This window comes from Tenacibaculum agarivorans (assembly GCF_001936575.1).
In the GTDB taxonomy this organism is placed as follows: Bacteria; Bacteroidota; Bacteroidia; order Flavobacteriales; family Flavobacteriaceae; genus Polaribacter; species Polaribacter agarivorans.
In genome coordinates this window covers 1-25,643 of the sequence record NZ_MSMP01000010.1, presented here as the reverse complement: position 1 = coordinate 25,643, position 25,643 = coordinate 1, and the positions used below count along the sequence as shown (strand labels likewise).

General features: G+C 31.6%; 15 protein-coding genes. 6 read left to right on the top strand and 9 right to left on the bottom strand.

The window, feature by feature from the left end:
* Nucleotides 1-60 precede the first annotated feature (60 nt).
* The 3 genes from BVC87_RS09125 (at nt 61) to BVC87_RS09115 (ending at nt 3,591) form a co-directional block, all read left to right on the top strand.
* Complete coding sequence (locus tag BVC87_RS09125; RefSeq protein WP_075342069.1) at nt 61-1,107, top strand: Ca2+-dependent phosphoinositide-specific phospholipase C; 1,047 nt, start codon at nt 61-63, stop codon at nt 1,105-1,107.
* 106 nt (nt 1,108-1,213) lie between these two features.
* Nucleotides 1,214-2,248, top strand: a complete 1,035-nt coding sequence (locus tag BVC87_RS09120; RefSeq protein ID WP_083629369.1) for an SH3 domain-containing protein — start codon at nt 1,214-1,216, stop codon at nt 2,246-2,248.
* Nucleotides 2,249-2,427: 179 nt separating this feature from the next.
* Nucleotides 2,428-3,591 carry a pyridoxal-phosphate-dependent aminotransferase family protein gene (locus tag BVC87_RS09115; RefSeq protein WP_075342068.1) on the top strand — a complete coding sequence of 388 codons (1,164 nt, stop codon included), beginning with the start codon at nt 2,428-2,430 and terminating at the stop codon, nt 3,589-3,591.
* A gap of 33 nt (nt 3,592-3,624) precedes the next feature.
* Here the strand turns inward: BVC87_RS09115 and BVC87_RS09110 are convergent, their stop codons facing one another.
* Nucleotides 3,625-4,563 (bottom strand): hydrogen peroxide-inducible genes activator, encoded by a 939-nt coding sequence (locus BVC87_RS09110; RefSeq protein WP_075342067.1) that lies wholly within the window; start codon nt 4,561-4,563, stop codon nt 3,625-3,627.
* 112 nt (nt 4,564-4,675) lie between these two features.
* On the opposite strand from BVC87_RS09110, the gene katG reads away from it, so the two are divergent.
* A complete protein-coding gene (katG, locus tag BVC87_RS09105) occupies nt 4,676-6,937 on the top strand; it encodes a catalase/peroxidase HPI (RefSeq protein ID WP_075342066.1) in 2,262 nt (753 codons plus the stop codon).
* Between the two features lie 138 nt (nt 6,938-7,075).
* On the opposite strand, the gene BVC87_RS09100 is transcribed toward katG, so the two are convergent.
* The 8 genes from BVC87_RS09100 to BVC87_RS09065 all read right to left on the bottom strand — a co-directional run bounded on the left by BVC87_RS09100 (nt 7,076) and on the right by BVC87_RS09065 (nt 20,931).
* Nucleotides 7,076-7,768 carry a DUF6304 family protein gene (locus tag BVC87_RS09100; protein WP_075342065.1) on the bottom strand — a complete coding sequence of 231 codons (693 nt, stop codon included), beginning with the start codon at nt 7,766-7,768 and terminating at the stop codon, nt 7,076-7,078.
* 62 nt (nt 7,769-7,830) lie between these two features.
* The gene (locus BVC87_RS09095) at nt 7,831-9,009 is read right to left on the bottom strand and encodes an acetate/propionate family kinase (RefSeq protein ID WP_075342064.1); all 1,179 of its coding nucleotides are present in this window, start codon (nt 9,007-9,009) and stop codon (nt 7,831-7,833) included.
* Between the two features lie 14 nt (nt 9,010-9,023).
* Entirely contained in the window at nt 9,024-11,117 is a 2,094-nt protein-coding gene (pta, locus tag BVC87_RS09090) for a phosphate acetyltransferase (RefSeq protein ID WP_075342063.1), read from the bottom strand.
* Nucleotides 11,118-11,367: 250 nt separating this feature from the next.
* Nucleotides 11,368-13,770, bottom strand: a complete 2,403-nt coding sequence (locus BVC87_RS09085; protein WP_075342062.1) for a glycoside hydrolase family 31 protein — start codon at nt 13,768-13,770, stop codon at nt 11,368-11,370.
* Nucleotides 13,771-13,886: 116 nt separating this feature from the next.
* Nucleotides 13,887-15,800 carry a 1,4-alpha-glucan branching protein GlgB gene (gene glgB / locus BVC87_RS09080; protein ID WP_075342061.1) on the bottom strand — a complete coding sequence of 638 codons (1,914 nt, stop codon included), beginning with the start codon at nt 15,798-15,800 and terminating at the stop codon, nt 13,887-13,889.
* Between the two features lie 21 nt (nt 15,801-15,821).
* Nucleotides 15,822-17,096: a glucose-1-phosphate adenylyltransferase gene (locus BVC87_RS09075; RefSeq protein ID WP_075342060.1), complete on the bottom strand. Its 1,275-nt coding sequence runs from the start codon at nt 17,094-17,096 to the stop codon at nt 15,822-15,824.
* 12 nt (nt 17,097-17,108) lie between these two features.
* The gene (locus BVC87_RS09070) at nt 17,109-18,515 is read right to left on the bottom strand and encodes a glycogen synthase (RefSeq protein ID WP_075342059.1); all 1,407 of its coding nucleotides are present in this window, start codon (nt 18,513-18,515) and stop codon (nt 17,109-17,111) included.
* A 214-nt stretch (nt 18,516-18,729) separates the two neighbouring features.
* A complete protein-coding gene (locus BVC87_RS09065; RefSeq protein WP_075342058.1) occupies nt 18,730-20,931 on the bottom strand; it encodes a bifunctional alpha,alpha-trehalose-phosphate synthase (UDP-forming)/trehalose-phosphatase in 2,202 nt (733 codons plus the stop codon).
* Nucleotides 20,932-21,012: 81 nt separating this feature from the next.
* On the opposite strand from BVC87_RS09065, the gene BVC87_RS09060 reads away from it, so the two are divergent.
* Together BVC87_RS09060 and BVC87_RS09055 are read left to right on the top strand one after the other, a co-directional pair.
* Nucleotides 21,013-22,812 carry a glycoside hydrolase family 15 protein gene (locus BVC87_RS09060; RefSeq protein ID WP_075342057.1) on the top strand — a complete coding sequence of 600 codons (1,800 nt, stop codon included), beginning with the start codon at nt 21,013-21,015 and terminating at the stop codon, nt 22,810-22,812.
* 156 nt (nt 22,813-22,968) lie between these two features.
* On the top strand, nt 22,969-25,485 hold the full coding sequence (locus BVC87_RS09055; protein WP_075342056.1) for a PQQ-dependent sugar dehydrogenase: 2,517 nt from the start codon (nt 22,969-22,971) through the stop codon (nt 25,483-25,485).
* Nucleotides 25,486-25,643: the final 158 nt, after the last annotated feature.

Here is a 25,643-nt window from a genome sequence, read left to right as displayed (position 1 = left end):
AAAACATGTGTCCTTTTCTTTTGTCAACTAATTATTAACCCCATAAATTTAATCTCACACATGAAAAAAATCTTACTACTATCAGCACTACTAATGCTTTGCTTTAGTAATTGTTCTGATTCTGAAAACTGTTATAATTGTGATACAACTTCAGCTAATGATTCAGAAATCGTTAACTCAGAAGATATAAGCAATAGAGCTACCTCTGACCAATTAAAATACAATCAAGTTATGTATAAAGGCTCTCATAATTCTTATGAAAGAAGAGAGGACATTACAGAACAAATTAGTAATAGTAGCCCTGCATATCAAAATAATGTATTAGCTTTAGAATTAGATATCTGGAGAAACACACCTAGTAACTCATATACTAACACCTCTATTCCTGCTAATACTTGGGTAGTTAATCATTGGCCACACCCAGGTCGTTATGGAAAAACCTTAGCTTCTTATTTCTCTAAATTAAAAGATTGGCATAACAGAAATAGAAATCACTTACCAATCATGATTAAATTAGATGTTAAAAGTTCTAATGGAGGATATCAAAACTTTCATGAACAAATAGAATGGTATTTACAACGCTTTTTAGGTGATAGCGATATTATTTTTAAAGCCCAACGCATATTTAAAGACCCTAATCGATCAATCAGACATAATGTGTTGTATGAAAATACTTGGCCTTCTATGAATGAATTAAGAGGAAAATTCATAATTGTATTAACTGGAAATGGAAGTTGGATGGATCAATACGTTAGAACGAATTCTCGTTACAGATGGGCTTTTGGAATGAAAGCTCAAACCATTGCTAATACTGATAATACTAATAGCGGTATATCTCAAGCTAACAATACAATTGACAATACTCCTAATTATGTATTTTATAATTTTAGCATGTCAGATATTAACAACAAGAGGAATAAAGCAGGTTCAAGAGAGTATGCTCGCCAATTAGCTAGAAGAGGAATGATTACTAGAGTATATTCAGCTAATAATAGAAGTGAATGGGAACGTTGTAAAAGTTGGAAGATTAGTTGTATTTCTACTAATAAAATTAAAAATCATGATTGGGCTAAAATTGATAATAATAGCATGTTCATTCAACGATAATTTTAATATTTGCAAGTTAAAAAAGGAGAGTTTTTACAACTCTCCTTTTTCTTTTTTTATCTACCATAATTAATCAAACAGTATATTTGAATTCTAAACTATTTTTATGAAACTGAGGATAAACTTCATTACTTTAATTTTATTTTTCTGCCATATATCCATTTTTTCTCAAACTATTTTTGAAAATCAAGAGTACTATGCTATTGCTCCAAGCGGACTATTGATTAGAAACCAACCTTCGTTAAAAGGCGATAAGATTGGAAAAATACGCTACAGTGAAAGAGTCAAACTTACTAAGAATACAGGAATTGAACTGTCTATAAAAGATGAAGGTAGAGTAATATCAGGCAACTGGGTTTATGTTTTAACAAATAGTTATATAAATAACGAACAAGTTAAAGGTTATGTTTTTAGTGGTTTTCTTTCTAATGAAGAACCTTTAAAACATGATCATATCAAAACTGTATCTAGGTTTATTAATTATTTTAAAACAAAAAATAAAGAGGCAATTAAAAAAACAATTAAATATCCTTTTAATAGACCGTATCCAATTCAAGACATTGAAAATGAAGATGAGTTTCTTACATATTACGATGAAATTTTTGACAAAGAATTGGAAGAAAAAATTAAAAACTCTTCACCTATAAGAGATTGGTCAGCTGTAGGTTGGAGAGGAATCATGTTAGAAAGAGGGACATTATGGTTAGATTATGATGGATCAATAAAAGGTATTTTACATGAAACTCAACTTCATAAGGATAAAATGAAAAAATTAATAGAAGAGGAAAAGAACACTATACATGAAAGTATTAGAGATTATAATCGATTCGATTGTATGTTTGAAACAAAAACACAAAGAATTAGAGTTGATTTAGTTGACGATAAAAAATATTTGTACAGATTGGCCATTTGGAAATTATCTAAATCTCAAAAAGAAAAACCTGACTTAATATTATATAATGGAAAGGTTACTATGGACGGAAGTGGTGGAAACCATTATTTTGAGTTTTACAAAGGAATATATAAATATATATGTTATAATATGGTCTTAGGCACAAATGAATACCCTTATGGTTCTATAGATGTATATAAAGACAATAAACAAATCTCTGAAGATAAATTCATCAAAAGAATAGATTAAGACAGCAAGGATTCTTTTTATTCTTATTACAATAATAAAAATCACTTCATTTTTTTATCAAAAAACATTTTTTAGAGATTAATTTTACAGATATCATAAACTTCTACATAGAATATCCATAGCTTAAAACATTTCTGTACCTTACAACGAAAACGTTGTAATTACTATCTTATATTTTCATGAAAAACAGAAAATTATTGATGATACCAGGACCAATTGAAGTAGATCCTGCTGTATTAAGAGCTATGGGAGAAGTGACTACTAGTCATGTTGCTCCCAATTTTATAGAAAGTTTTGGAAATTCTTTAGAGTTAATGCGTAAAATTTGGCTTGCTCCAAAAGGACAGCCTTTTATTATTGCTGGTAGTGGAACTTTAGCTATGGATATGGCTGTAAGTAATCTAATAGAACCTGGTGATAATGCATTGGTAATTTCTACAGGATATTTTGGAGAACGTTACAAAAATATTCTAACTACTTATGGTGCTAATGTAACTGTCCTTCAAGCTGAAATTGGAGATACGGTTCCTTTAGAAACTATCGAGAAGGAACTTTCGAGTAAAAACTACAAACTACTTACTATTACACATGTTGATACCTCTACAGGAGTTTTAACAGATCCTAAATCAATAGTACATTTGGCTCAAAAACACAATACCTTGAGTATTCTAGATGGTGTTTGCGCTACTGCCGGAGAAGAAACCCAGCAAGAAGCTTGGGGAATAGATATAGTGTTAACTGGATCTCAAAAAGCCATTGGTGTTCCTCCAGGTCTAGCTCTTTTAGTAGCTTCAGAAAAAGCTATGGATACATGGAAAAACAGAAAAACCCCTGTTCAAAATTACTATGGTAGTTTTACAAACTGGCTACCTATAATGCAAGCTTATGAAGAAAGAAAGCCTTCATATTTTGGCACACCGCCAGTAAACTTGATCCGTGCTTTAGAAGTTAGTTTAACTCTAATTCATAATGAAAGAATTAAAAATAGAGTTGCCACACATTTACAATACGCAAAAGCATTTAGAAATGCAGTACAATCTATTGGATTACAATTAGTACCAAAAAACAATGAAATTGCTGCACATACTATGACCGCAATTTATTATCCAGAAGGAATTGATGGTAATTTATTTAGAAAAGATATTGCTGAATTTGGAGTAATTTTAGCTGGTGGTTTACATGCAGAAATCAAAACTAAATATTTCAGAATTGGTCATATGGGAGCAATTACTAAGAGCGATATTGTTGCCACATTGAGTGCCATAGAATCTGCCTTACATAAACAAAATTATAACTTTGAATTCGGTAAAAGTATACGTGAATTCTTATCTTATTTTGCCTAACACCATTTTAAAACCTTTATAGTAATTGAAACACTATAAAGGTTTTAAAATTTTATATTCATTTTTCTCTGAAGGTAAATATTCAATAACAGAGTTTTGAATTAATACTTTTAATTCATTCAATAATTTTTTTTTCACAAAAAACTTATGTGTCACTAAACCTATTTGCCTTACCGGTATAGGTTTATCAAACTCAACCAGCCTTCTCTTTATAGCATCAGACACATCGGTTGTCGCTAAATAAGGTAAAATTGTCATTCCTTTTCTAGCTTTAGTTATTCGTAATAAACTATCCATTGACCCAGATTCAAACTCAAAGTTTTCTTCTCTATTAGCACATTGATCAGATAAATCACAAATACGTTGAACCTGTGTTCGTAAACAATGTCCTTCTTGTAAAAGACATAATTTAGAATAGTCAATATCATTCACAGATATTTTATTAATGGTTTCTCCTTCGCTACAATCATACAGAACAAACGGTTCTGAATATAAATCTACTTCATTCAATAGATCATCTTCCAACGGTAATGCCAAAATCCCCACATCAATACTTCTAATTTTTAATGCTTTTTGGATTTGACTCGTAGTCATTTCACGAACAATAATTTTTACTTTTGGAAAAGTTTCAGCAAAATTTGTTAAGAATAAAGGTAACAGATAAGGAGCTACTGTTGGGATAATTCCAATTTTTAATTCTCCAATCATTTCACCTTTCAATTCCTGTACTAAATTATTTAAAGCATCAACTTCATTGGCTAAAATACGTAGTCGTTTTATAATTTCTTCTCCCTCTACTGTTATAGAAACCGGCTTCGTTTTTCTATTGAAAATTTTAATTCCGATTTCCTTTTCAAACCTACCAATCATAGTGCTTAATGTAGATTGGGTAACAAAACATTTTTCTGCTGCAGCTTCAAAATTTTTTAAATCTACTACAGCTAATACATACTGAAATTGTTGTATATTCATAATGAACCAAATATACAACAATATTTACACTGTAGATATTAACAATACAAATATCGTTTTTATAAATAAAAATGATCTCATTTCTTTGTAACCTCTAATTAATCTAATAAATATGAAATTACATGTATTAACTGGAATGTTCCTCATGGCTTTAATGTCTTGTAACCCTCCTAAAGCTAAAGAAGAAACAACAGAAGCCGGAAGCTGTCCTCTTGGCTTTGGCAAAACCCCTTCCACAGGTTTAACCATAAAAGGAGAGGGAAAAACAACTAAAGATTGGTGGCAAAATAATTTAGACTTAACGGTGTTAAGACAAAATTCTTCTCTGTCAAACCCACTTGGTGATTTTGATTATAAGAAAGAGTTTGAAAGCCTGGATTATTTTGCAGTTAAAGAAGATATTGCTAAAACTTTAAAAGATTCTAAAGAGTGGTGGCCTGCTGATTATGGTACTTATGGTGGTTTGTTCATTCGTATGGCTTGGCATAGTGCAGGTACTTACAGAACTGGTGACGGAAGAGGCGGAACAAGAGAAGGAAGACAACGTTTTGCTCCTCAGAATAGTTGGCCAGATAATGCAAACTTAGATAAAGCAAGAAGACTGCTTTGGCCTGTAAAACAAAAATACGGCCAGAAAATTTCATGGGCCGATCTAATGATTTTAGCTGGAAATGTTGCTTTAGAAAAATCAGGTTTTAAAACTATTGGTTTTGCTGGTGGTAGAGAGGATACTTGGGAGCCACAAACTAATGTATATTTTGGTTCGGAAACAGAATGGTTAGCTAATGATAAACGTTATAAAGACGGAGAATTAGAAAAGCCTTTAGCTGCTGTACAAATGGGGTTAATTTATGTAAACCCTGAAGGACCAAACGGAAATCCTGATCCAATTGCTTCCGCAAAAGATATCAGAGTTACTTTTGGAAGAATGGGTATGAACGATGAAGAAACTGTGGCCTTAATTGCTGGTGGACATACTTTAGGTAAAACGCACGGACAAGCTGGTGGTGATCACCTAGGTGCTTCTCCAGAAGGTGCTGGAATTGAAGAGCAAGGATTAGGTTGGAAAAGTAATTATAAATCTGGAGCAGGTAAAGATGCAATTACTTCAGGACTTGAAGTGATTTGGACTGTAACTCCAGACAAGTGGAGTCAAGGATATTTTAAAACTTTATTTGAAAACGAATGGGAATTGAGTAAAAGTCCAGCTGGAGCTCATCAATTCGAAGCTAAAAATGCAGTTATTAAGTTTCCTGATGCTTTTGATAAAACTAAATTTCATAATCCAACAATGTTGGTTACTGATGTGGCTTTAATTAAGGATCCTGCTTATGAAAAAATCTCGCGTCGTTTCTATGAAAACCCTAATGAATTTGATGAGGCTTTTGCTCGTGCTTGGTTTAAATTAACACATAGGGATATGGGACCAAAATCGACATATTTAGGTCCTGAAATTCCAAAAGAAGAATTTGTATGGCAAGACCCTGTTCCAGCAGTAAAACATATACTTGTTACTAGTGCTGATATTAAAAAATTAAAATCAACAATTTTAGCTTCTGGCTTAACAACAGGTGAATTAGTATCTACAGCTTGGGCTTCTGCTGCTACCTATAGAAATTCTGATAGACGTGGCGGGGCCAATGGTTCAAGAATTCGATTAGAACCTCAAGTAAATTGGGAGTCTAATAACCCTACTCAATTAAAAAAAGTATTGGCAGCTTATGAAAAGATTAAACAAGATTTTGATACTGCTAATAAAAAAGTATCTATTGCTGATTTAATTATTTTAGGTGGTAATGCAGCTATTGAAAGTGCTGCTAAAAAAGCTGGGGTTTCGGTAACTGTTCCTTTTACACCAGGTAGAGCTGATGCCACTCAAGAACAAACTAATGTTGAAGGAATGTCGGTTTTAGAGCCTATGGGTGATGGTTTTAGAAATTACCAAAAAACAGATTATACTTTATCTGCTGAACAATTACTAGTGGACAAAGCACAATTATTGACTTTATCTGCTCCTGAAATGACTGTTTTATTAGGAGGAATGAGAGCCTTAAATGCTAATTATGATGGTTCTAAAGTTGGAGTTATGACTTCTACTCCTGGTGTTTTAACTAATGAATTCTTTGTGAATTTATTGGATATGAAATACAAATGGGAAGCTACTTCTGATAAAAAAGACCTATTCAACATTAAAAATAGAGCTACTAATAAAGTGGAATGGACAGCTACTAGAGCTGACTTAATTTTTGGTTCGAATTCTGAGTTGAGAGCGATTTCTGAAGTATATGCTAGTGAAGATGCTAAAGAAAGGTTTGTAAACGATTTTATTAAAACTTGGAACAAAGTGATGAATCTAGATCGATTTGATATCTAGTATCACATTCTTTTATGTATATAAAAAAGAGCGATTTAGAAATTAAATCGCTCTTTGTTTTGTTTTTAATTAATAGATATAGAGCAGATTATATAAAATGCAAAAGGTGGCTTATTTTCATTTAGTGTTATTAATATTTTATCCTCTATAGCCTAAATTATTTTTTCTAATTTCAAATTCTTCGCATAAAAAGGTTTCCTGTACTAATCTATCCTCTCGATTGAGATTCATATATTGAGCTTTTGTTTTAACTTTTAAATATTTCTTCTTTTGGTTTTTGAAACATAACATAGTTCCAAATGTATTCTGTCCATAAACACTATAATCAGAAAAACTACATCCAAAACAATTATTAAATCTATACTTCCCTTTTAAATTCTTTATTAAATCATTTGCTGCAATTTCAAATAAATCTCCTTGTCCAGTATATTTAATTTTATTAATTGTAATTTCTAAGCATAATTCATATTTATCAATAGCACCACTACGTAATGCTTTCCCACACTTTGAAAATATTTTAAGGTCTAAAGTTTTCACTTCTGATGTTATGCCTTCTATAAGTTGTATAGGTATTATTAAAGTTAAATCATAATCACAGATTTCATAAGAAAAACCATCTCCACACCGAATTTTGTTAAAAGAAAAACGCTCTAGTTCCTCAGAAGAATATTTATCATAATCCAATAATTCAAAATCATCTATTGATGTTCCCTCAAATTTGAACTGTCCTAATTGAAATGATAAAAATTCATAATCATTATAAATTTTGATTTGATGAGAACCTTTTTTATCTCTATATACTCCTTTATATATTGCTAAATCTTTCTTCAAACCTTTAGAACATCATATTTATATGCTACTATTTTTTTAGTTAAAGGATTTAAAATCATCCTCTATAAACTATACGATTGCTTCGCTATTTCTACTTCTTCATTTGTAGGAATCACCAAAACTTTCACCTTAGCAGCATCAGTATGAATTTCTGTGAGTTCTTTTGCTCTAACATTATTCCTTTCTGAATCTATTTCAATACCAAAGAAGTCTAAATCGCTACAAACTTTTTCACGAATTAATGAGGAGTTCTCTCCTATTCCTCCAGTGAAAACTATAGCATCCACTCCATTCATTGCAGCAATATAAGCCCCTATATATTTCTTTATGCGGTAGGTATTAATATCTAAAGCTAATAAGCAATCTTTATTACCTTTTGCGGCTTCAGCTTCAATATCACGTAAATCACTATAACCAGTCAAACCGAACATTCCACTCTCTTTTTGTAATAAAGTGTTTACTTCATCAATGCTATATCCTAAGGTATTTACTAGATAAAAAATTAAGGTATGATCGATATCTCCGCTTCGTGTTCCCATCACTAAACCAGTAACTGGACCAAAACCTAAACTATGATCTATACTTTTCCCATTTTCTACCGCAGAAATGCTACACCCATTTCCTAGGTGAACTGTAATCAACTTTGAATTTTGTTGTTGTAAATACTCATTGGCTTTTTCTGAAACATATTTATGACTCGTTCCATGAAAACCATACAAACGAATTTTATTCTCAGTTACAAACTTTTTTGGAATAGCATAGGTAAATGCTTTCTCTGGAATACTTTGATGAAAAGCAGTATCAAAAACTGCTACTTGTTTTGCTTTTGTAAAAATAGCTTCTGCTACAGTAATACCTTCTAAATTTGCGGGGTTATGCTGTGGTGCCAAAGAAAATAAATTTTCAATTTCTTTTTTTACAGCTTCAGTTACTTCTATAGTTTTAGTAAAAGAATTTCCTCCATGAACTACTCTGTGCCCAACTACTTCAATTTCATCCGTTGAAGAAATTACACCAACTTTAGGATCTAGCAATAACGAAACTACTTTTTCTAAACCTACTCTATGATTTTCAATTTTTATAGTTTCTTTAATTGAATTCTCTTCAGATTCGTAATGAACAGCTCCTTCATCCAAACCTATTCTTTCAATTAAGCCTGAACAAATTACGTTTTCATCTGGCATATCAAAAAGTTGATATTTAATGGATGAACTTCCTGAATTGATAACTAATACTTTCATACGCTATTTTTAATTTATTCTTGAGCTTGGATTGCTGTTAAAATAATAGTGTTATATATATCTTCTATAGTGCAGCCTCTACTTAAATCGTTCACTGGTTTATTTAAGCCTTGTAACATCGGTCCAATAGCCATTGCTCCTGTTTCACGTTGTACTGCTTTATAGGTGTTGTTTCCTGTATTTAAATCTGGAAAAATTAATACGTTTGCCTGTCCTGCTACCTCCGAATTAGGTAATTTCTTTTTACCTACCGTAGGATCTACAGCTGCATCATATTGAATTGGTCCTTCAACTTTTAAATCTGGTCGTTTTTGTTTCACTATTTCAGTTGCTTCTCTTACTGTATCTACATCCTCCCCTTTTCCAGAACTTCCTGATGAATATGAAAGCATCGCTATTTTAGGATCAATTCCAAATGCAATACTAGAATCTGCAGAAGAAATTGCAATTTCCGCTAACTGCTCTGAAGTAGGATTTGGATTAATTGCACAGTCTCCAAAAACAGAAACACGATCTTCTAAACACATAAAGAAAATAGAAGAAACTACTGAAAAACCTGGTTTTGTTTTTACAAATTGTAAAGATGGTTTTATAGTGTGCTGTGTAGTATGCGCTGCTCCTGAAACCATTCCGTCTGCTAAACCTTTATACACCATCATAGTTCCGAAATAAGAAACATCTGCCATTAAATCTTCAGCCATTGCTGGACTTAATCCTTTATGTTTTCTTAATTCATATAATGTATTTGCAAAGTCATCAAAATACTCTGAGGTACTAGGATTTATAACCTGTGTTTTCTCAAAATCGAAAGAAATATTTAAACGTTTTACAGCTGCTTCTACATTTACTTGTTTTCCTAAAATTGTTAAATCAACAATATCTAATTTTTGTAATTGTGCTGCTGCTGTTAATATTCGATCATCATTTCCTTCTGGTAAAACAATATGTTTCCTAACCTCTTTAGCCCTTTTGAAAAGGTTGTACTGAAACATTCTTGGTGTGAGTACATTAGTCCCTTTGTATGTAATCAATTTATCACTTAACGCATCTACGTCTACATACTTTTCAAAAGTATTAATGGATAATTTTATCTTGTTTTTATTCTCAGCATAAATATGTGAGCGTATCGCACCTAACTTTGAAGCAATTCCAAAGGTTCCGCCTTTAACTTTTAAAATTGGAACAATTCTTTCTAAACCTGTAATTAATTCTATAACTGAAGGACTCAATTCTAAATCCCCTGTGAGAATGATTCCTGAAATTGAAGGATAACGATTCGAAATATTTGCTTGTAATGTTCCCAGTAAAATATCAGAACGATCAGAAGGTGTAATTACTACACATTCATCCGTTAAATGATGTAAAAAATGCGCCAATTGCATTGCTCCTACTTTAATTTCTCCAGTAGTTGCATCTAATAATTCTTCTCCAAAAACTACTTCTGCGTCTAAAGCTTTAGAAATCTCATAAATAGTAGGATTATTTAATTTACTATTGACTGGAATCGCATTTATTAATAAAGATTTTGGTAAGTTCTCTCCTATCCCTTCTATAATTAATGAAACATTTTCTTCTTGAACTTTGTTTGCGATAACAGCTATTACTTCTACTTCTTTGTTACTAAATGAATCATAGGTTAATCGTAAACCTTGAATGAATTCTTCCAAAGATTTATCTACACCACCAGAAACAATAATCACAGGTATACCCAAATTTTTTGCAATCAACACATTTAAGTCCATTTCAATTATGGCACCATGGTCTGAGAAATCTGTTCCTTCTACAATAACAAAATCGTTTTTCTCTTCTAATTTTTTGTACTTACGAAGGATTAAGTTGATGACTTCATCTTCTTGATCGTCGTTCAATAAATCTAATAATTCAGATCTTGTAAATGCATAAGTATCTTCATAATCACATTTTAAATTGAAAAAATTAACCACTGTATTGACGTGATTATCTTTTTTTCCTTCTACTGGATTATCAATTATAGGTCTAAAATATCCTACCTTAGGTTTATTACGCAATAATAATTGCATTAATCCTAAACTTAACATTGATTTTCCTGAGTTCGCCCCACTAGCTGCGATATAAATTGCTTTATTCATTTTCTAATTTTACACAAAATTAGTTTAATTTTAGTAAAGCAACTTATTTATCGTAGGTTTTAATAAAGTGAATCAATACACTACCCTGAAATTTGAAAATGAATTAATGTGTAATCATCGAGGAGTAATAAAAAAGGAGTTAAAAAATTGAATTTAATGTACAAAACTCTATCTTTTAACTCCTAATTTTATATTTACAAATTTTCTAAAACTGAATTTCATTCAGCTTTGAATAGTACTATTCAAGCTTTTACCCCACTATATGAAGTTCTGAAAATCCTTTAGGTACGGTTAAAATATTTTTCTTTGCATCGAAGTTTATCGTTTTAAAATCAACAACAACATTATCGATCTCAACTTCTTTTATTGTAAAAGGTAAACCTATAAACTCAATTTCTATGCTATCATATTCAGTAACAAACGTACCATCAATATGCTGCTGAATAATTAATTCATTTTCTTTACCTGTAAAAGATAAAGTACGTAAACTATATCTTCCTTTTGTATAATCGTACCCATCTTGAGCATCTTCATATACCTTAGAAACTTCTTTATTTCCTAACTTAAAATATGCTTCTAACTTTAGTTTATCTATCTTTTTTTCTCCAACATATTGTTGAATAGGATATTTTGGAACAATTGCTCCTTCTTTAATGAATATTGGAATAATATCTAAATCGGCATCTACCCATTTTTCTAATCCTCCAGTTACATACTCTCTAGTCCAATAGTTATACCAATGACCGCGAGGAATATACATTCGTCTACCTTTTGAATTCGGTTCTTGAATTGGACAAACTAGAATTTGATTTCCAAATACAAATTCATCGGTTCTATAATGTGTTTGAGGATCATGCTGATCAAATAACACCAATGATTTCAACATTGGAATTCCAAATTCTGCATATTCCCAGAACATGGTGTATAAATAAGGGAGTAATTGATAACGTAACTCAACATATTTACGAGTAACATCGATAACTTCTTCACCAAATGTCCAAGGTTCTTGATTTCCGTGGTCTCCTGAAGAATGTGTTCTACAAAATGGATGAAAAACACCAAGTTGAATCCATCTTGCATATAATTCTCCTGTTGGATGTTCTGCAAAACCTCCAATATCACTTCCTGTGAATGACATTCCACTCATACTCATTCGTTGTGCCTGAATGTTTGCAATCCATAAGTGTTCCCAAGTTGCAATATTATCACCTGTCCATGAAGAAGTAAAACGTTGTGCTCCTGAGTACGCAGAACGTGTAATAATAAATGGACGTTTTGGATATGCATATTTCTTTACACCTTCATACGTAGCACGTGCCATTTGTGTTCCGTAAATATTATGTGCTTTTCTATGGCTACAATGGTTTCCATCATAACTATGACGAACATCATTTGGGAAGGTTTTTCCTGGAACTTCCATCACTGCAGGTTCATTCATATCATTCCAAACTCCTTTCACACCAATTTCATCTATCAATTCTTTGAAAAGTCCTGCCCACCATTTTCTAACTTTTGGATTGGTGAAGTCTGGAAAGAAACATTCTCCTGGCCATACCTTTCCTCTCATATAAGGTCCATCAGCTCGTTTACAGAAATAATCATTTTCCATAGCTTCTTGATATACCCAATAATCGTCATCTATTTTAATTCCTGGATCTATAATAACTATAGTTTTAAATCCATCTTCTGCCAATTCTGCTACCATTCGTTTAGGATCTGGAAAGTATTCTTTATTCCAAGTAAAACATCTAAAACCATCCATATAATCAATATCCAAATAAATACCATCACATGGAATTTGAAGTTCTCTAAACTTGCTTGTAATTTCTTTTACTTTAGATTCAGGATAATAACTCCATTTACATTGATGGTAGCCTAAAGCCCATAATGGAGGTAATTCTGGTTTCCCTGTTAAATCCGTATAACGTGTAATAACATCTTGCATGTCTGGTCCATAGAAGAAATAATAATTCATTTCCCCACCATGTGCCCAAAAACTTGTCACATTTCTTCGTTCTTGACAGAAGTCAAAGAATGTTTTAAACGTATTATCAAAGAAAACGCCATAAGCCCTTTCTTCGTGCATTCCTACATAAAAAGGGACACTTTTATACAATGGATCTTGATCTTTTCCAAAAGCATATTGATCCGTAGCCCAGTTTTCAATTCGTTTTCCTTTTAAGTTTAAGTGCATAGGTTTATCACCTAAACCATAGTAGCACTCTCCTTGCGGAGCAGATTTACTCATCTTTACAATATTTCCTCCAAACTCGTAACTCTGTTCCCAATGGAACCCCCAATCATCTTTACAAATTACATTTCCATGAACATCGAATATTGTAATCTTTAAATCGGACTTATCAATTTGAATAATAATCTTAATTGTAATAATTTTATAGCAAGTTTCGTGCTCTTCAACTTCTAATTTGCTATACCCTCTTACTCCATCTTCGCTAATTGCATATGAAAAATCATTTTCAAAATTATTATCTGTAGCATATCTGAATCTGATTACGCTACCTCGAAGCACTGTAATTTGTAAAATAACTCCATTTTCAGTTTTAAAATAGAGTTTATCTACATCTTGAGAAAAAGAGTTAATTTTCCCTGGAAACATGTTTCCTTTATCTTCTAATCTTGTATTAATTATCATAATACTTCAGCTTTTATAGGGTTAGTCTTATTATTCAAATCTATTTATAAAAAAACAACTTCAACATGACATTATGAATGATTTAGATCTGTTTTTTTACGAAATCGATGTATTACTTATTTTTCAATTTTAAATACTACAACTCCTAATGGAGGGATTGTAATTTTACAAGAATGTATTCTGTAATTCCAATCCTTTTTTTCTATAGGAATACTTTTTTTATTCGTAATTCCACTACCTCCATATTGGATATCATCACTATTAAAAATTTGCACTAATTTTCCTGCTTTAGGTAGTCCAATTCTATATTCTTCCCTAGGCATCGGTGTCATATTACACACTACTACTAATGCTTCTTTTTTAGTCTTTCCTTTTCTAATATAACTGATTACCGAATGCTCATGATCATCATAACTAATCCATTCAAAACCTTCTTGTTCGAATTGTTTTTCATACAAAGCAGGATATGTTTTGTACAAAATATTTAAGTCTTTCACCAATTTTTGTACTCCTGAATGAAAATCATACTGTAAAACATACCAATCTAAACTTTCTTGAAAGTTCCATTCTCCATGTTGTCCAAACTCTCCTCCCATAAACAATAATTTAGTTCCGGGATGTGTAAACATATAGCTATATAGCAATCGTAAGTTTGCAAACTTTTGCCATTCATCACCTGGCATTCTTCCAATAATACTTCGCTTACCATGCACTACTTCATCATGAGATAATGGCAACATAAAGTTTTCAGAAAAGGCATAGGTCATACTAAACGTAAGATCATCTTGATGATGTTTTCTGTAGATTGGTTCTTTACTGAAATACTGCAATGAGTCATGCATCCATCCCATCATCCATTTCATACCAAAGCCTAAACCTCCTAAATAAGTTGGCTTGGATATTTTGGGAAATGCGGTAGATTCTTCAGCAATGGTTTGTACATCTGGAAAGCTTGCATAAATTTCTTCATTTAATGCTTTTAAGAAATCAATAGCTTCTAAATATTCATTCCCACCTAACATATTAGGCTCCCATTCTCCATCATTTCTAGAATAATCTAAAAAGATCATTGAAGCTACAGCATCTACACGTAAACCATCTATATGATATTGATCTAACCAAAAAACAGCATTACTAATTAAAAAACTCTTTACTTCATTTCTTCCATAGTTGAAGATAAGACTCTTCCAATCTGGATGATATCCTTTTCTTCGATCTGGATGTTCGTACAAATGGGTTCCATCAAAAAAACCTAGTCCATGACCATCTTCAGGAAAATGAGAAGGTACCCAATCTAAAATAACACCAATGTCGTTTTGATGAAATTTATCTATTAAGTATTTAAAGTCTTCAGGATAACCAAACCGAGATGTAGGAGCAAAGTATCCTGTAATTTGATATCCCCACGAAGGATCAAAAGGATACTCCATAACAGGCATAAGTTCTACGTGTGTAAACTCCATTTCTTTCACGTAAGAAACTAATTCCTCTGCTAATTCTACATAAGAAAGTGATCGATTACCATCATCAAACTTTTTTTTCCATGATGCTAAATGCACTTCATATACAGAAAAAGGTGCATCAATTGCATTATGTTTTTTTCTTTTAGCCATCCATTTGTTATCATCCCATGTATAGGGATCATCCCAAACTGTAGACGCTGTTTTTGGAGGATGCTCACATCTCCTTGCAAAAGGATCTGCTTTTTCAGTTGTTATATTGTTATTGCTTGAATGGATTTTATACTTATATAAATTTCCTCTTCCTACGTTTGGTATAAAACCTTCCCATATTCCAGAACTATCCCACCTTACATTTAATGGATGTTCTCCATCTTCCCAATAATTAAAATCTCCAATTACAGAAACTGCTTTTGCTGCTGGTGCCCAAACAGCAAAATACGTCCCTTGTTGTCCTTCAACAGTAATGACATGAGATCCTAACTTTTCATAAAGCCTGTAATGCTTACCTGCTTTAAATAGGTCAATATCAAAATCTGTTAATAAACTATGTACTATAACTTTACTCATAAAAGAATATACTTCTTGTACTTATTGTAACGTAAATCCGTCAGGAAGTATAGCTCTTCTTCTAATCACTATAATTCCATCTTTAATTACATACTCTTCTTCGTTAACATCTTCTAAATGTTTTCCTCCTTTAATAATTACATTATTACCTATTCTAGCATCTTTGTCTATAATTGCATTTTCAATGGTACATCCTTCACCAACTCCTATATAAGGAGTTCCTTCTTTTTTATCTTGCTCCATTTCAATTAAATCTTGGTACATATTTGCACCAATCATATAAGTATTTTTAATCTTACTCCCTTTTCCAATTCTAGATCTAATTCCAATAACTGAATGTTCTATACTTTCTGCATTAATAATACAACCGTCCGCTACCATACTTTTAGATAAAAATGTTCCTGACATTTTGGTGGGCGGTAAAATTCTAGGACGTGTTAGAATAGTATTCGATTTATCAAACAAATCAAATTTTGGGATATCATCTGTCAAACTAAGATTCGCTTCAAAAAATGACTCTATAGTTCCAATATCCTCCCAGTATCCTTTGTATTGATAAGCTAACACTTTATTTCTACCTATTGAAGCTGGTATAATTTCTTTTCCAAAATCTACCTCATTTGGATCTGCCATAATATCAACTAATAATTGTCTATTAAAGATGTAGATTCCCATGGATGCCAAATAATGTCTCTCTTCAGCCTTCATTTCATCATCTACTTCAGACTCCCAACCTGGTAATTTATCAAGACTAGGTTTTTCTGTGAACGAAGAAATAAAACTTTCATCGTCAGTTTTTAAGATTCCAAATGCAGTAGCATCTTTAGCAGCTACAGGTAATGTTGCGATACTTATTTCTGCACCTTTTTCCTCATGCTTTAAAATCATATCATCAAAATCCATTTGATATAATTGATCTCCGGATAGGATAAGAGCATACTCAAATTCGTGATTCAAAATATGGTGCATAGATTGTCTTACAGCATCTGCAGTACCTTGAAACCACGTTTTATTTTCTGGTGTTTGTTCTGCAGCCATAATATCTACAAAAGCCTCGCTAAAACTGCTGAAATTATAGGTGTTTTTAATATGCCTATTCAATGAAGCAGAATTAAACTGAGTTAGTACAAACATTCGTTTAATATCACAATGAATACAATTGGATATTGGAATATCTACTAATCTATATTTTCCGGCTATAGATACCGCTGGTTTTGAACGTTTGTCTGTCAGTGGAGATAGGCGAGTTCCTTGTCCTCCTCCTAAAATAATTGCGAGAACTTTTTTGTTAATCATTATGTAAGTAGGTTAAATTGATTTGTATAGATCGATATAATCCTGAGCTGATTTTTCCCAAGAGTGATCTATTTTCATAATATTCTTCTGTATTTTTCTAAATGTATCGGTGTCTTTATATAATGTAATGGCTCTTCCAATAGAATAATAGATATCCCACACTCTTGGTTGATCGTGACAAATCCCGAATCCTGCATCTCCTATATCTATAACTGTATCTTTTAAGCCTCCTGTCCTTCGTACAATTGGAATAGTTCCATAACGTAATGAATACATCTGATTTAAACCACAAGGTTCTACTCTAGATGGCATTAATAAAAAATCTGATCCAGCATACACTAAATGAGATAATTCTTCATCGTAGCCAATGTGTGCATTAAACTTACCTGGAAGCTCTTCTTTTATTTGTTTTAATTGATTTTCAATTTCTTTATGGCCAGAACCTAAAACAAAAACATTGATTTCTTTATATTCATTAATGGATTGTCTAATAGCTTCTGGTAATAAATCTGCAGACTTTTCTCCCACTAATCTTCCTATAAAACCAAATAAAGGTAAGTCTACATTAAATCCATACCTATCGCAAAGCTCTTTTTTATTTGCTTTCTTACCAGAAACAACGGTAGTTTCTTTATAATTCTTAACTAACATATCATCCGTTTCTGTATTCCAAAAGTCAGTATCTATTCCGTTTAAAATTCCTACGCATTTCTCACTTTCGCTTCTGAGTAATCCTTCTAAGCCGTTAGCTCTCTCTTTTAGTTCGTTCATATATGAAGGTGAAACTGTATTTACTCTAGAAGCACACTTTATTCCACAAGCTAAAGGATTAACAGAACCATACCAATCTAATAAACCAACATGTTTAAAATCAAAAGCAGGTAACATATCTAACTTCTCATGTGAGAAATGTCCTTGATATTGTGCATTGTGTATAGTTAACACTGTTGGTGTTCCTCTCAACTTTTCATAGCTATATCCATAATTAATTAAAAATGGAATAAGCGCTGTATGATGATCGTGGCAATGAATGACGTCAAAAGTTAACTCATCTTTAATTATCCAGTCTAATAGGGCGAATTGAAAACTTAAATACCTATTATTTTCATCTTGGTACCCATAAACTTCCTCTCTATCTAAAAGGTTAGTAATATGAATGAGACAGATATCATTTTTAATTTTATCACCCGAAATACTAAAAACTTTATAGTTATAATCTGTATTGTCTAGTAAGATACTACCACTGCTTACTTCTTTTAATTTTTGTTGTTTTACAAAAGATTTTTCATAATAGGGTATAACAACTAATGTTTTTACATTAAGATTACTTTGATATTTAGGTAAAGATCCTACAACATCTGCTAAACCTCCTACTTTGGCAATAGGATAACATTCAAAACTCGCATGAAGAATTTTCATTCTGGAAGATTAATTTAGTTCTAAACTAAAATAAGGAATTAACTAAAGAAAGAAATGAATTTAACATCAAAAAAAAGACATAAAAAGTATAAAAAAACCAAAAAAAACCTTACTAAATTATCATAATAATAAAGAAAACGATATAATCATTTATATAACAATAGAGCGTTTGGCAGAAAGGATACTTTTTCTTTTTTTAAAAACAACTATGATATCATATATTTTTTTTCAATCTAGAGAGTAAATGATGTACTTGCTTTGTATCTTTTACTTGGTATTTTGCTTTAGTCTTTGTGTACCCTACTTTAATGGTATAGCCAAATTCTGGAGCCTCCTCAAACATATATTCATCTGTCCAATCGTCTCCAATTACCGCCATAAAATCATAATCTTCTTGTAGATTTAGACGACTCATGGCTCTTCCTTTATTGACGTTACTACTTTTTATCTCAATAACCTTATTTCCTTTTAAAACCATTAAATTGTTGTTAGCAACCATACTGGTTAATACTGTATTCAATTCAAGAGTTCTTGTTTTAACCAACTCGGGATCTGCAATTCTGTAATGCCAAGCTAAGGAGTATTTTTTAGTTTCTATGAAAGTTCCTGGGGTTCTGTCTACAAATGTCTCAAGGATTGGGCGAATACTTTGCATCCAATCTGTTTTTAAATGTTCTAATGCTAACCATTCTTTATTCTGAAATAACCAAACTCCATGGTCTGTTACCAGATCATAACTTTTATGTCCAAACCATCTTTCAAAAGTCTCTTTATCTCTTCCACTTATCAGTACAAGTCTAGTATTTTCTTGTTCCTGAATAGCGTCTAATAATTCATATAAAAGATCATCTGGTTTTGCTTCTTGCGGATCATCTTTAAATCCTACTAAGGTTCCGTCATAATCTAAGAACAAAACTCTTTTTTGCGCTTTATGATAATCAGCTACCAATTTTTCTTCATATACAGGAGTCAATTTTTTAGCTACTATTACCTCTTTTTTTTGTTCAGTTTCTGCCAAAGATTTTAAGAACTCTTCTGCCCATTTTCCTACATCATATCGTTTTAAACGATTTTGCAAAAATTTCATTCGTTTTTGCTGTTCCTCTATAGGCATCGTTAGAGCTTGTTTCAATTTATTAGTAAAGTCCTCATAATTATTAGGATTTATAAGTAAAGCTTCATTCATTTCTTTGGCAGCACCAGCCATTTCGCTTAAAATTAAAACGCCATCCTTATTTGCTCTTGTAGCTACATATTCTTTAGCTACCAAATTCATTCCATCTCTAATAGGAGTAATTAAAGCTACATCTGAAGAAATATATAAATCTATCAAATCACTGAAAGGTAAAGCTCTATAAAAATACCAAATAGGGGTCCAACTGACAGTAGCAAATTTACCATTGATTCTACCTACTAACTCATCTGTTTCTCTCTTCAATTTCTGATATTGTGGTACGTTAGAACGTGAAGGTACTGCTAACATTACTAATCTCACCTTTTCTTTAAACTCTGGAAACTTATCTAAAAAATACTCAAAGGCCTTAATTCTATTAGGTATACCTTTAGTGTAATCCATTCTATCAATAGATAAAATCAATTTATTATCTTCTGAAATATGCTCTTGCAATCGTTGATAAATTTCAGAATTTTCTTTTGGTTTTTTAATGTGTTCTAAAGCAGAGGTATGAAACTTATCATAATCAATTCCCATAGGAAAAGAATCTACTTTAATAATTCTATCTTGATCATGTATTTCATTAAAGTTTACCTCTAATCTTAAAATTCGTTTTACAGAACTCAAAAAGTGTCGCTCATAATCATAGGTATGAAAACCTAATAAATCTGCACCTAGCATCCCACTCAATATTTCCTGACGCCAAGGAAATGTTCTAAAAATCTCATAAGAAGGAAATGGAATATGTAAAAAGAAACCTATGGTTGTATTCGGTTTCTGTTCTTTTATCAGTTGAGGTAACAATAATAATTGATAATCATGAATCCAAACCGTATCTCCATCATTAAGTTGATTGATAATTACTTCAGCAAACTTTTCATTTACACGTTTATAGGCTTCCCATTCACTTTGCTCAAACTGGGTATACTCCATGAAATAATGAAACAAAGGCCATAAGGCTCTATTACTAAACCCTTCATAATACTCTTCAATATCTTGATGTGATAATGGTACAGTAACACATTTTTCCTTTTGAATGGCTTTCCTAACTTTCTCTGATAGATCTTTATCTAAATCTTCTTCGGGTATACCAGACCATCCAACCCAAATACCATTTCCTTCTGCGTGAACAGATTTCATTCCCGTTGCCAATCCTCCTACACTTGGTTTAATTTTTAATTGGTCATTTTTTATAGAAACTTGAAGTGGTAAACGATTGGAAACAATTATGGTTTTATGCATAGATGATTTGGTTTAACGATTTTGATTTTGTTAATTTAGAGAAAATTAAATGACTAATCAACTTTATAATTAAATAGCTCTATGAATAATCTGGATTATGGTATTATTGGAAATTGTAGAAGTGCAGCTTTAGTTTCCAAAAATGGATCAATAGATTGGTGTTGTTTACCTCAATTTGATTCTCCTACAGTTTTTGGAAAACTACTAGATAAAAATATTGGTGGATCTTTTGGTTTTAAAGTAAATGAAAGTTATAATATTACCCAGCGATACTTGGAAAATACGGTAATTCTGATTACTACATTTACAAATGGTAAAGATAGTTTTGAAGTTAGAGATTTTATGCCAAGATATCATAAAGAAAATGGAAACTACCACTCTCCTCCTGAATTTATTAGGTCTATAAAATACATTTCAGGCGCACCAAAGTTCAATGTTGTTTATGATCCAAAATTAGAATATGCTTTAGGAGAAACAACAAGTTATATTAAAGATGATTTTATTGTTAGCTTAACTACTAATGAAGCTTTTGACTCTTTATTCTTATACACAGATTTAAATAAAGAAGCTGTTTTAAACGGAGATGAAATTACGATTACTCAAGATCACTTTTTCTTAGTAGGTTATAATGAAAAATTATTTGTTCCAAATTTAAAAAAGGCGTTAATTGAATATGAACGTACCAAAGTGTATTGGTTGAATTGGATGGAACGTACACCTAGTTTTAAACGTTATAACAACTATATCTCTAGAAGCGCTATGACTTTAAAATTACTCAGTTATGAGAAATCTGGAGCTATATTGGCCGCAGCTACTACATCACTTCCAGAAACTATAGGTGAAGTAAGAAATTGGGATTATCGTTTTTGTTGGATACGTGATGCATCTATGGTCGTTAAAGTTATTTTACAATTAGGGCATAAAAACATCGCCAAGCGATACCTCAATTTTATTATTGACCTGATTTCTGATAAAGATGAAAAACTCCAAATTATGTATGGCATTAATGGAGAAAAAAAACTAACTGAAGAAATTCTTGATCATTTATCGGGTTATGAAAATTCTAGTCCTGTAAGAATAGGTAATGCTGCTTATAAACAAAAACAAAATGACATTTATGGTATTCTAATGGATGTTATTCATCAGTCTTTAATAAATTTTAAGCATGATATTGAAAATGGTGAAGAACTTTGGGGAATTACCAAAGGAATTGTATGGGTAGTTAATAAACACTGGCAAGAACCAGATAAAGGTATTTGGGAATTTAGATCAGAAGATCAACATTTCACTTTTTCAAAAGTTTTATGTTGGACAGCAGTAGATAAGGCTATTAAAGTAGCTGAAATGTTAGGTAAAAAATCTAAACTATCTCGATGGAAACAATTAGAAAAAAATATTAGAGAGGATATTATGCAAAATGCTTGGTCAGAATCTGCTCAGGCATTTACACAAGCTTACGGATCAGATGATTTAGATGCCTCAGTTTTATTAATGGAATCTTATGGTTTTATAGATGCTAAACACCCCAAATTTGTGAGTACAGTTAAGGCCATAGAACGTGAACTTTCTAATGACGGACTTTTATTCCGTTATAAAAATAAAGATGATTTTGGTATGCCTTCTTCTTCATTTACCATTTGTACATTTTGGTTTATAAATAGTTTATATAAAATAGGGGAAGAACAAAAAGCTAAGGAGCAGTTTGAAAAATTATTGAGCTACAGTAATCATTTAGGACTTTTTAGCGAAGATTTAGATTTTAAAACAAAACGTTTATTGGGTAATTTTCCTCAAGCGTATTCACATTTAGCGCTGATTGAAACTGCAATTAATCTATCTAAAATTACTGAGGAAGAAAAAATTAAGGATACCTTATCATAGTTTTATCTTTCTTTAGAACTTCTATTTGTTGAATAGATTTTACTAATTATTGCAAATAAAATACCGTTTTAGAGGTTAATAATAGTAGAAGATACTTATTCATTTAAGTAACTTTTATAATAAATAATATAATTCCAAACTTCTAAAACTACTCCAATGAAACACATAATTAGTATTTACATTTTCTTTGTAATATGCTGTAATTACTTGTATTCACAAATCACCTATACAAGTGCATTTCCAAATATAAACTTTGAATTTCCTGTGGAAATTCAAAATGCGAATGACAACTCAAATCGACTTTTTGTTGTTGAACAACGTGGTCGAATTAAAGTATTCCCAAATCAGAGTTCAGTAACCAGTACTTCTGTAAAACCCTTTTTAGATATTGTAGATAGGGTACGTTTTTCAGAAGGACAAGAAACTGGTTTATTAGGTTTAGCATTTCATCCTCAATTCACTTCCAATGGGTATTTCTATCTTTATTATACTGTTGATAGTCCTATAGCTGGTGTAGATGTTAGAATGGTACTATCTCGATTCTCTATTTCTGATCTTAATGATGCTAATGAAAATGATGAACAAATTATTTTTCAGTTTGATAAAAATCAAAGAAATAGTAATCATAATGGTGGTAAAATAGCATTTGGCCCTGATGGTTATTTATACATATCTATAGGAGACGGAGGTGGAGGAAATGATCCTAGAAGAAATGCTCAAAATACAGGTAATGTTTTCGGAAGTATTTTAAGAATTGATATTGATTTAGATGGCAACAATCCTATTGAAACGAATCCTGTACTTCCTAATGGTAATTATGAAATCCCAAGTGATAACCCGTTAATAAATACTAGTGGATTAGATGAGATTTATGCTTATGGTATACGGAATACTTGGAAGTTTTCATTTGATAAAATTACCAATCGATTATGGGGAGCAGATGTTGGTCAAGGGGCTTTTGAAGAAATTAATCTTATTGAAAATGGTAAAAATTACGGTTGGAATCGTTTTGAAGGAAATTCAATAGCTAATAGCGGAGTCATTATAAATGAAAGTACAGAAGCCCCAGTTTTTACCTATAACAGAAATCAAGGTGACATTTCTATTACTGGAGGTTATGTATATAGAGGAACTGAAATCACAAGCCTTACTCCTAATATTAACTCAAAATATATTTTTGGAGATTATGTTAGTGGTAGAGTTTGGGCTTTAGACTACAATCAAACTACAGGGAATGCCTCTAGTGAATTATTATTTAAAACTTCAAATGAATTTATATCATCATTTGGACAAGATGAAAATGGTGAATTATATTTTAGTGATTATGGTACAAATAGTAAATTATATAAAATTGTAGATGGAAGCACAACACCAAATGCAACTCAAGCAAATGGTTTTGGTCAATGGAGTTCTTTAAATGAAGGAATTCCGAATGGAACTGTAAATGCTATAGCTACTGATAGCAATGGAAATGTATATCATGGTGGATCTTTCAATAAAGCCGGAACAATTAGCGCTAATAATATAGCAGTATGGAATGAAAGTTCAGGATGGAGATCCCTAGGGAGTGGTTCAAATGGTACCATTAATACCCTAGTTACTGATAATAATGGTAATTTATATGCTGGTGGTTCATTTACTGAAATGGATGGTAAAACTGCAAATAATATTGCTGCATGGAATGGTACTGAATGGAAAAGTTTAGATACTGGAATACCAGGTCCTATTTCCGCATTAGCAGTAGACAATAATCAAAATTTATATGTGGGCGGCATATTTGAATCTGTAAATGGAAAAAGTGCTAGAAACATAGCCTATTGGAATGGTAATACATGGACTACTTTAATAGATAATTCTTCTGGAGTAGCTGGGTTAAATAATGAAGTACGCTCTTTAGCTTATGATCATAATGAATCTATACTTTATGTCGGTGGAAATTTTGATGAAGCAGGAAATAAATCTGCAAATAGAATTGCTACTTGGAATGGAACAAACTGGGGGACATTAGGTACTGGAACTTCTGGATTTGTAGAAGCAATTAGCATTACTGATACTGACATTTACATCGGTGGAAATTTTGCTCTCGCAGGCAATACAACTGTAAATAGAATAGCTAGATGGAATAAAGTTAGTAGCAATTGGAATACTCTTGATAATGGAGTTAACAATTTAGTAAGTTCTTTAATTCATGACGGTACTAACTTATATGTTGGTGGAAATTTTAATTTTGCAGATACTACGAACCCAATTGTTGTTAATAATATTGCTGCATGGAATGCCACTGAAGGTTGGAAGGCTCTAGGAACAAATACTAATGTTGGGGTAGATACTAAGATAAATTCTCTTGCCATAGACCAAAATACTTCATCTAAAATTTATGCAGCGGGTAATTTTAATACTGCTGGTATCATTACTGCTAAAAACACTGCTGAATGGACGAACACTACTTTAAACATAGAAGAAGATAGTGTAAAAGAAAAAAGGTTATTATATCCTAACCCAACTAGTGGGATAATACAACTGCCATTGGAAGAGCAATGGGAAATCTTCAGTTTAACTGGTAAAAAAATATTAAGAGGAAAAGCAACAAAAGTTAACTTGTCTAAATTTTCATCCGGAATTTATTTTTTAAAATATAGCTCTGGGACCTCAATTAAAATAATTAAGAAATAAAAATATAAATGATTTAAAAGCCCCTTATTATAAACAATAAATAAAATTCAATACTATAAAGAAGCTCTTGCTAAACCTATAGAAAAGATTTTTCAACTAAACCAATGGTGGTTACTTCCAAAATAACTTTTGCAATTTCTAAAGAGATAGAAAATAGA

Coding starts and splice junctions, on each gene's coding strand:
- katG (WP_075342066.1), top strand. CDS start 4,676: ATGAAATTACATGTATTAACTGGAATGTTCCTCATGGCTTTAATGTCT.
- BVC87_RS09115 (WP_075342068.1), top strand. CDS start 2,428: ATGAAAAACAGAAAATTATTGATGATACCAGGACCAATTGAAGTAGAT.
- BVC87_RS09120 (WP_083629369.1), top strand. CDS start 1,214: ATGAAACTGAGGATAAACTTCATTACTTTAATTTTATTTTTCTGCCAT.
- BVC87_RS09095 (WP_075342064.1), bottom strand. CDS start 9,009: ATGAAAGTATTAGTTATCAATTCAGGAAGTTCATCCATTAAATATCAA.
- BVC87_RS09125 (WP_075342069.1), top strand. CDS start 61: ATGAAAAAAATCTTACTACTATCAGCACTACTAATGCTTTGCTTTAGT.
- BVC87_RS09110 (WP_075342067.1), bottom strand. CDS start 4,563: ATGAATATACAACAATTTCAGTATGTATTAGCTGTAGTAGATTTAAAA.
- BVC87_RS09055 (WP_075342056.1), top strand. CDS start 22,969: ATGAAACACATAATTAGTATTTACATTTTCTTTGTAATATGCTGTAAT.
- BVC87_RS09085 (WP_075342062.1), bottom strand. CDS start 13,770: ATGATAATTAATACAAGATTAGAAGATAAAGGAAACATGTTTCCAGGG.
- pta (WP_075342063.1), bottom strand. CDS start 11,117: ATGAATAAAGCAATTTATATCGCAGCTAGTGGGGCGAACTCAGGAAAA.
- BVC87_RS09060 (WP_075342057.1), top strand. CDS start 21,013: ATGAATAATCTGGATTATGGTATTATTGGAAATTGTAGAAGTGCAGCT.
- BVC87_RS09070 (WP_075342059.1), bottom strand. CDS start 18,515: ATGAAAATTCTTCATGCGAGTTTTGAATGTTATCCTATTGCCAAAGTA.
- BVC87_RS09075 (WP_075342060.1), bottom strand. CDS start 17,096: ATGATTAACAAAAAAGTTCTCGCAATTATTTTAGGAGGAGGACAAGGA.
- BVC87_RS09065 (WP_075342058.1), bottom strand. CDS start 20,931: ATGCATAAAACCATAATTGTTTCCAATCGTTTACCACTTCAAGTTTCT.
- glgB (WP_075342061.1), bottom strand. CDS start 15,800: ATGAGTAAAGTTATAGTACATAGTTTATTAACAGATTTTGATATTGAC.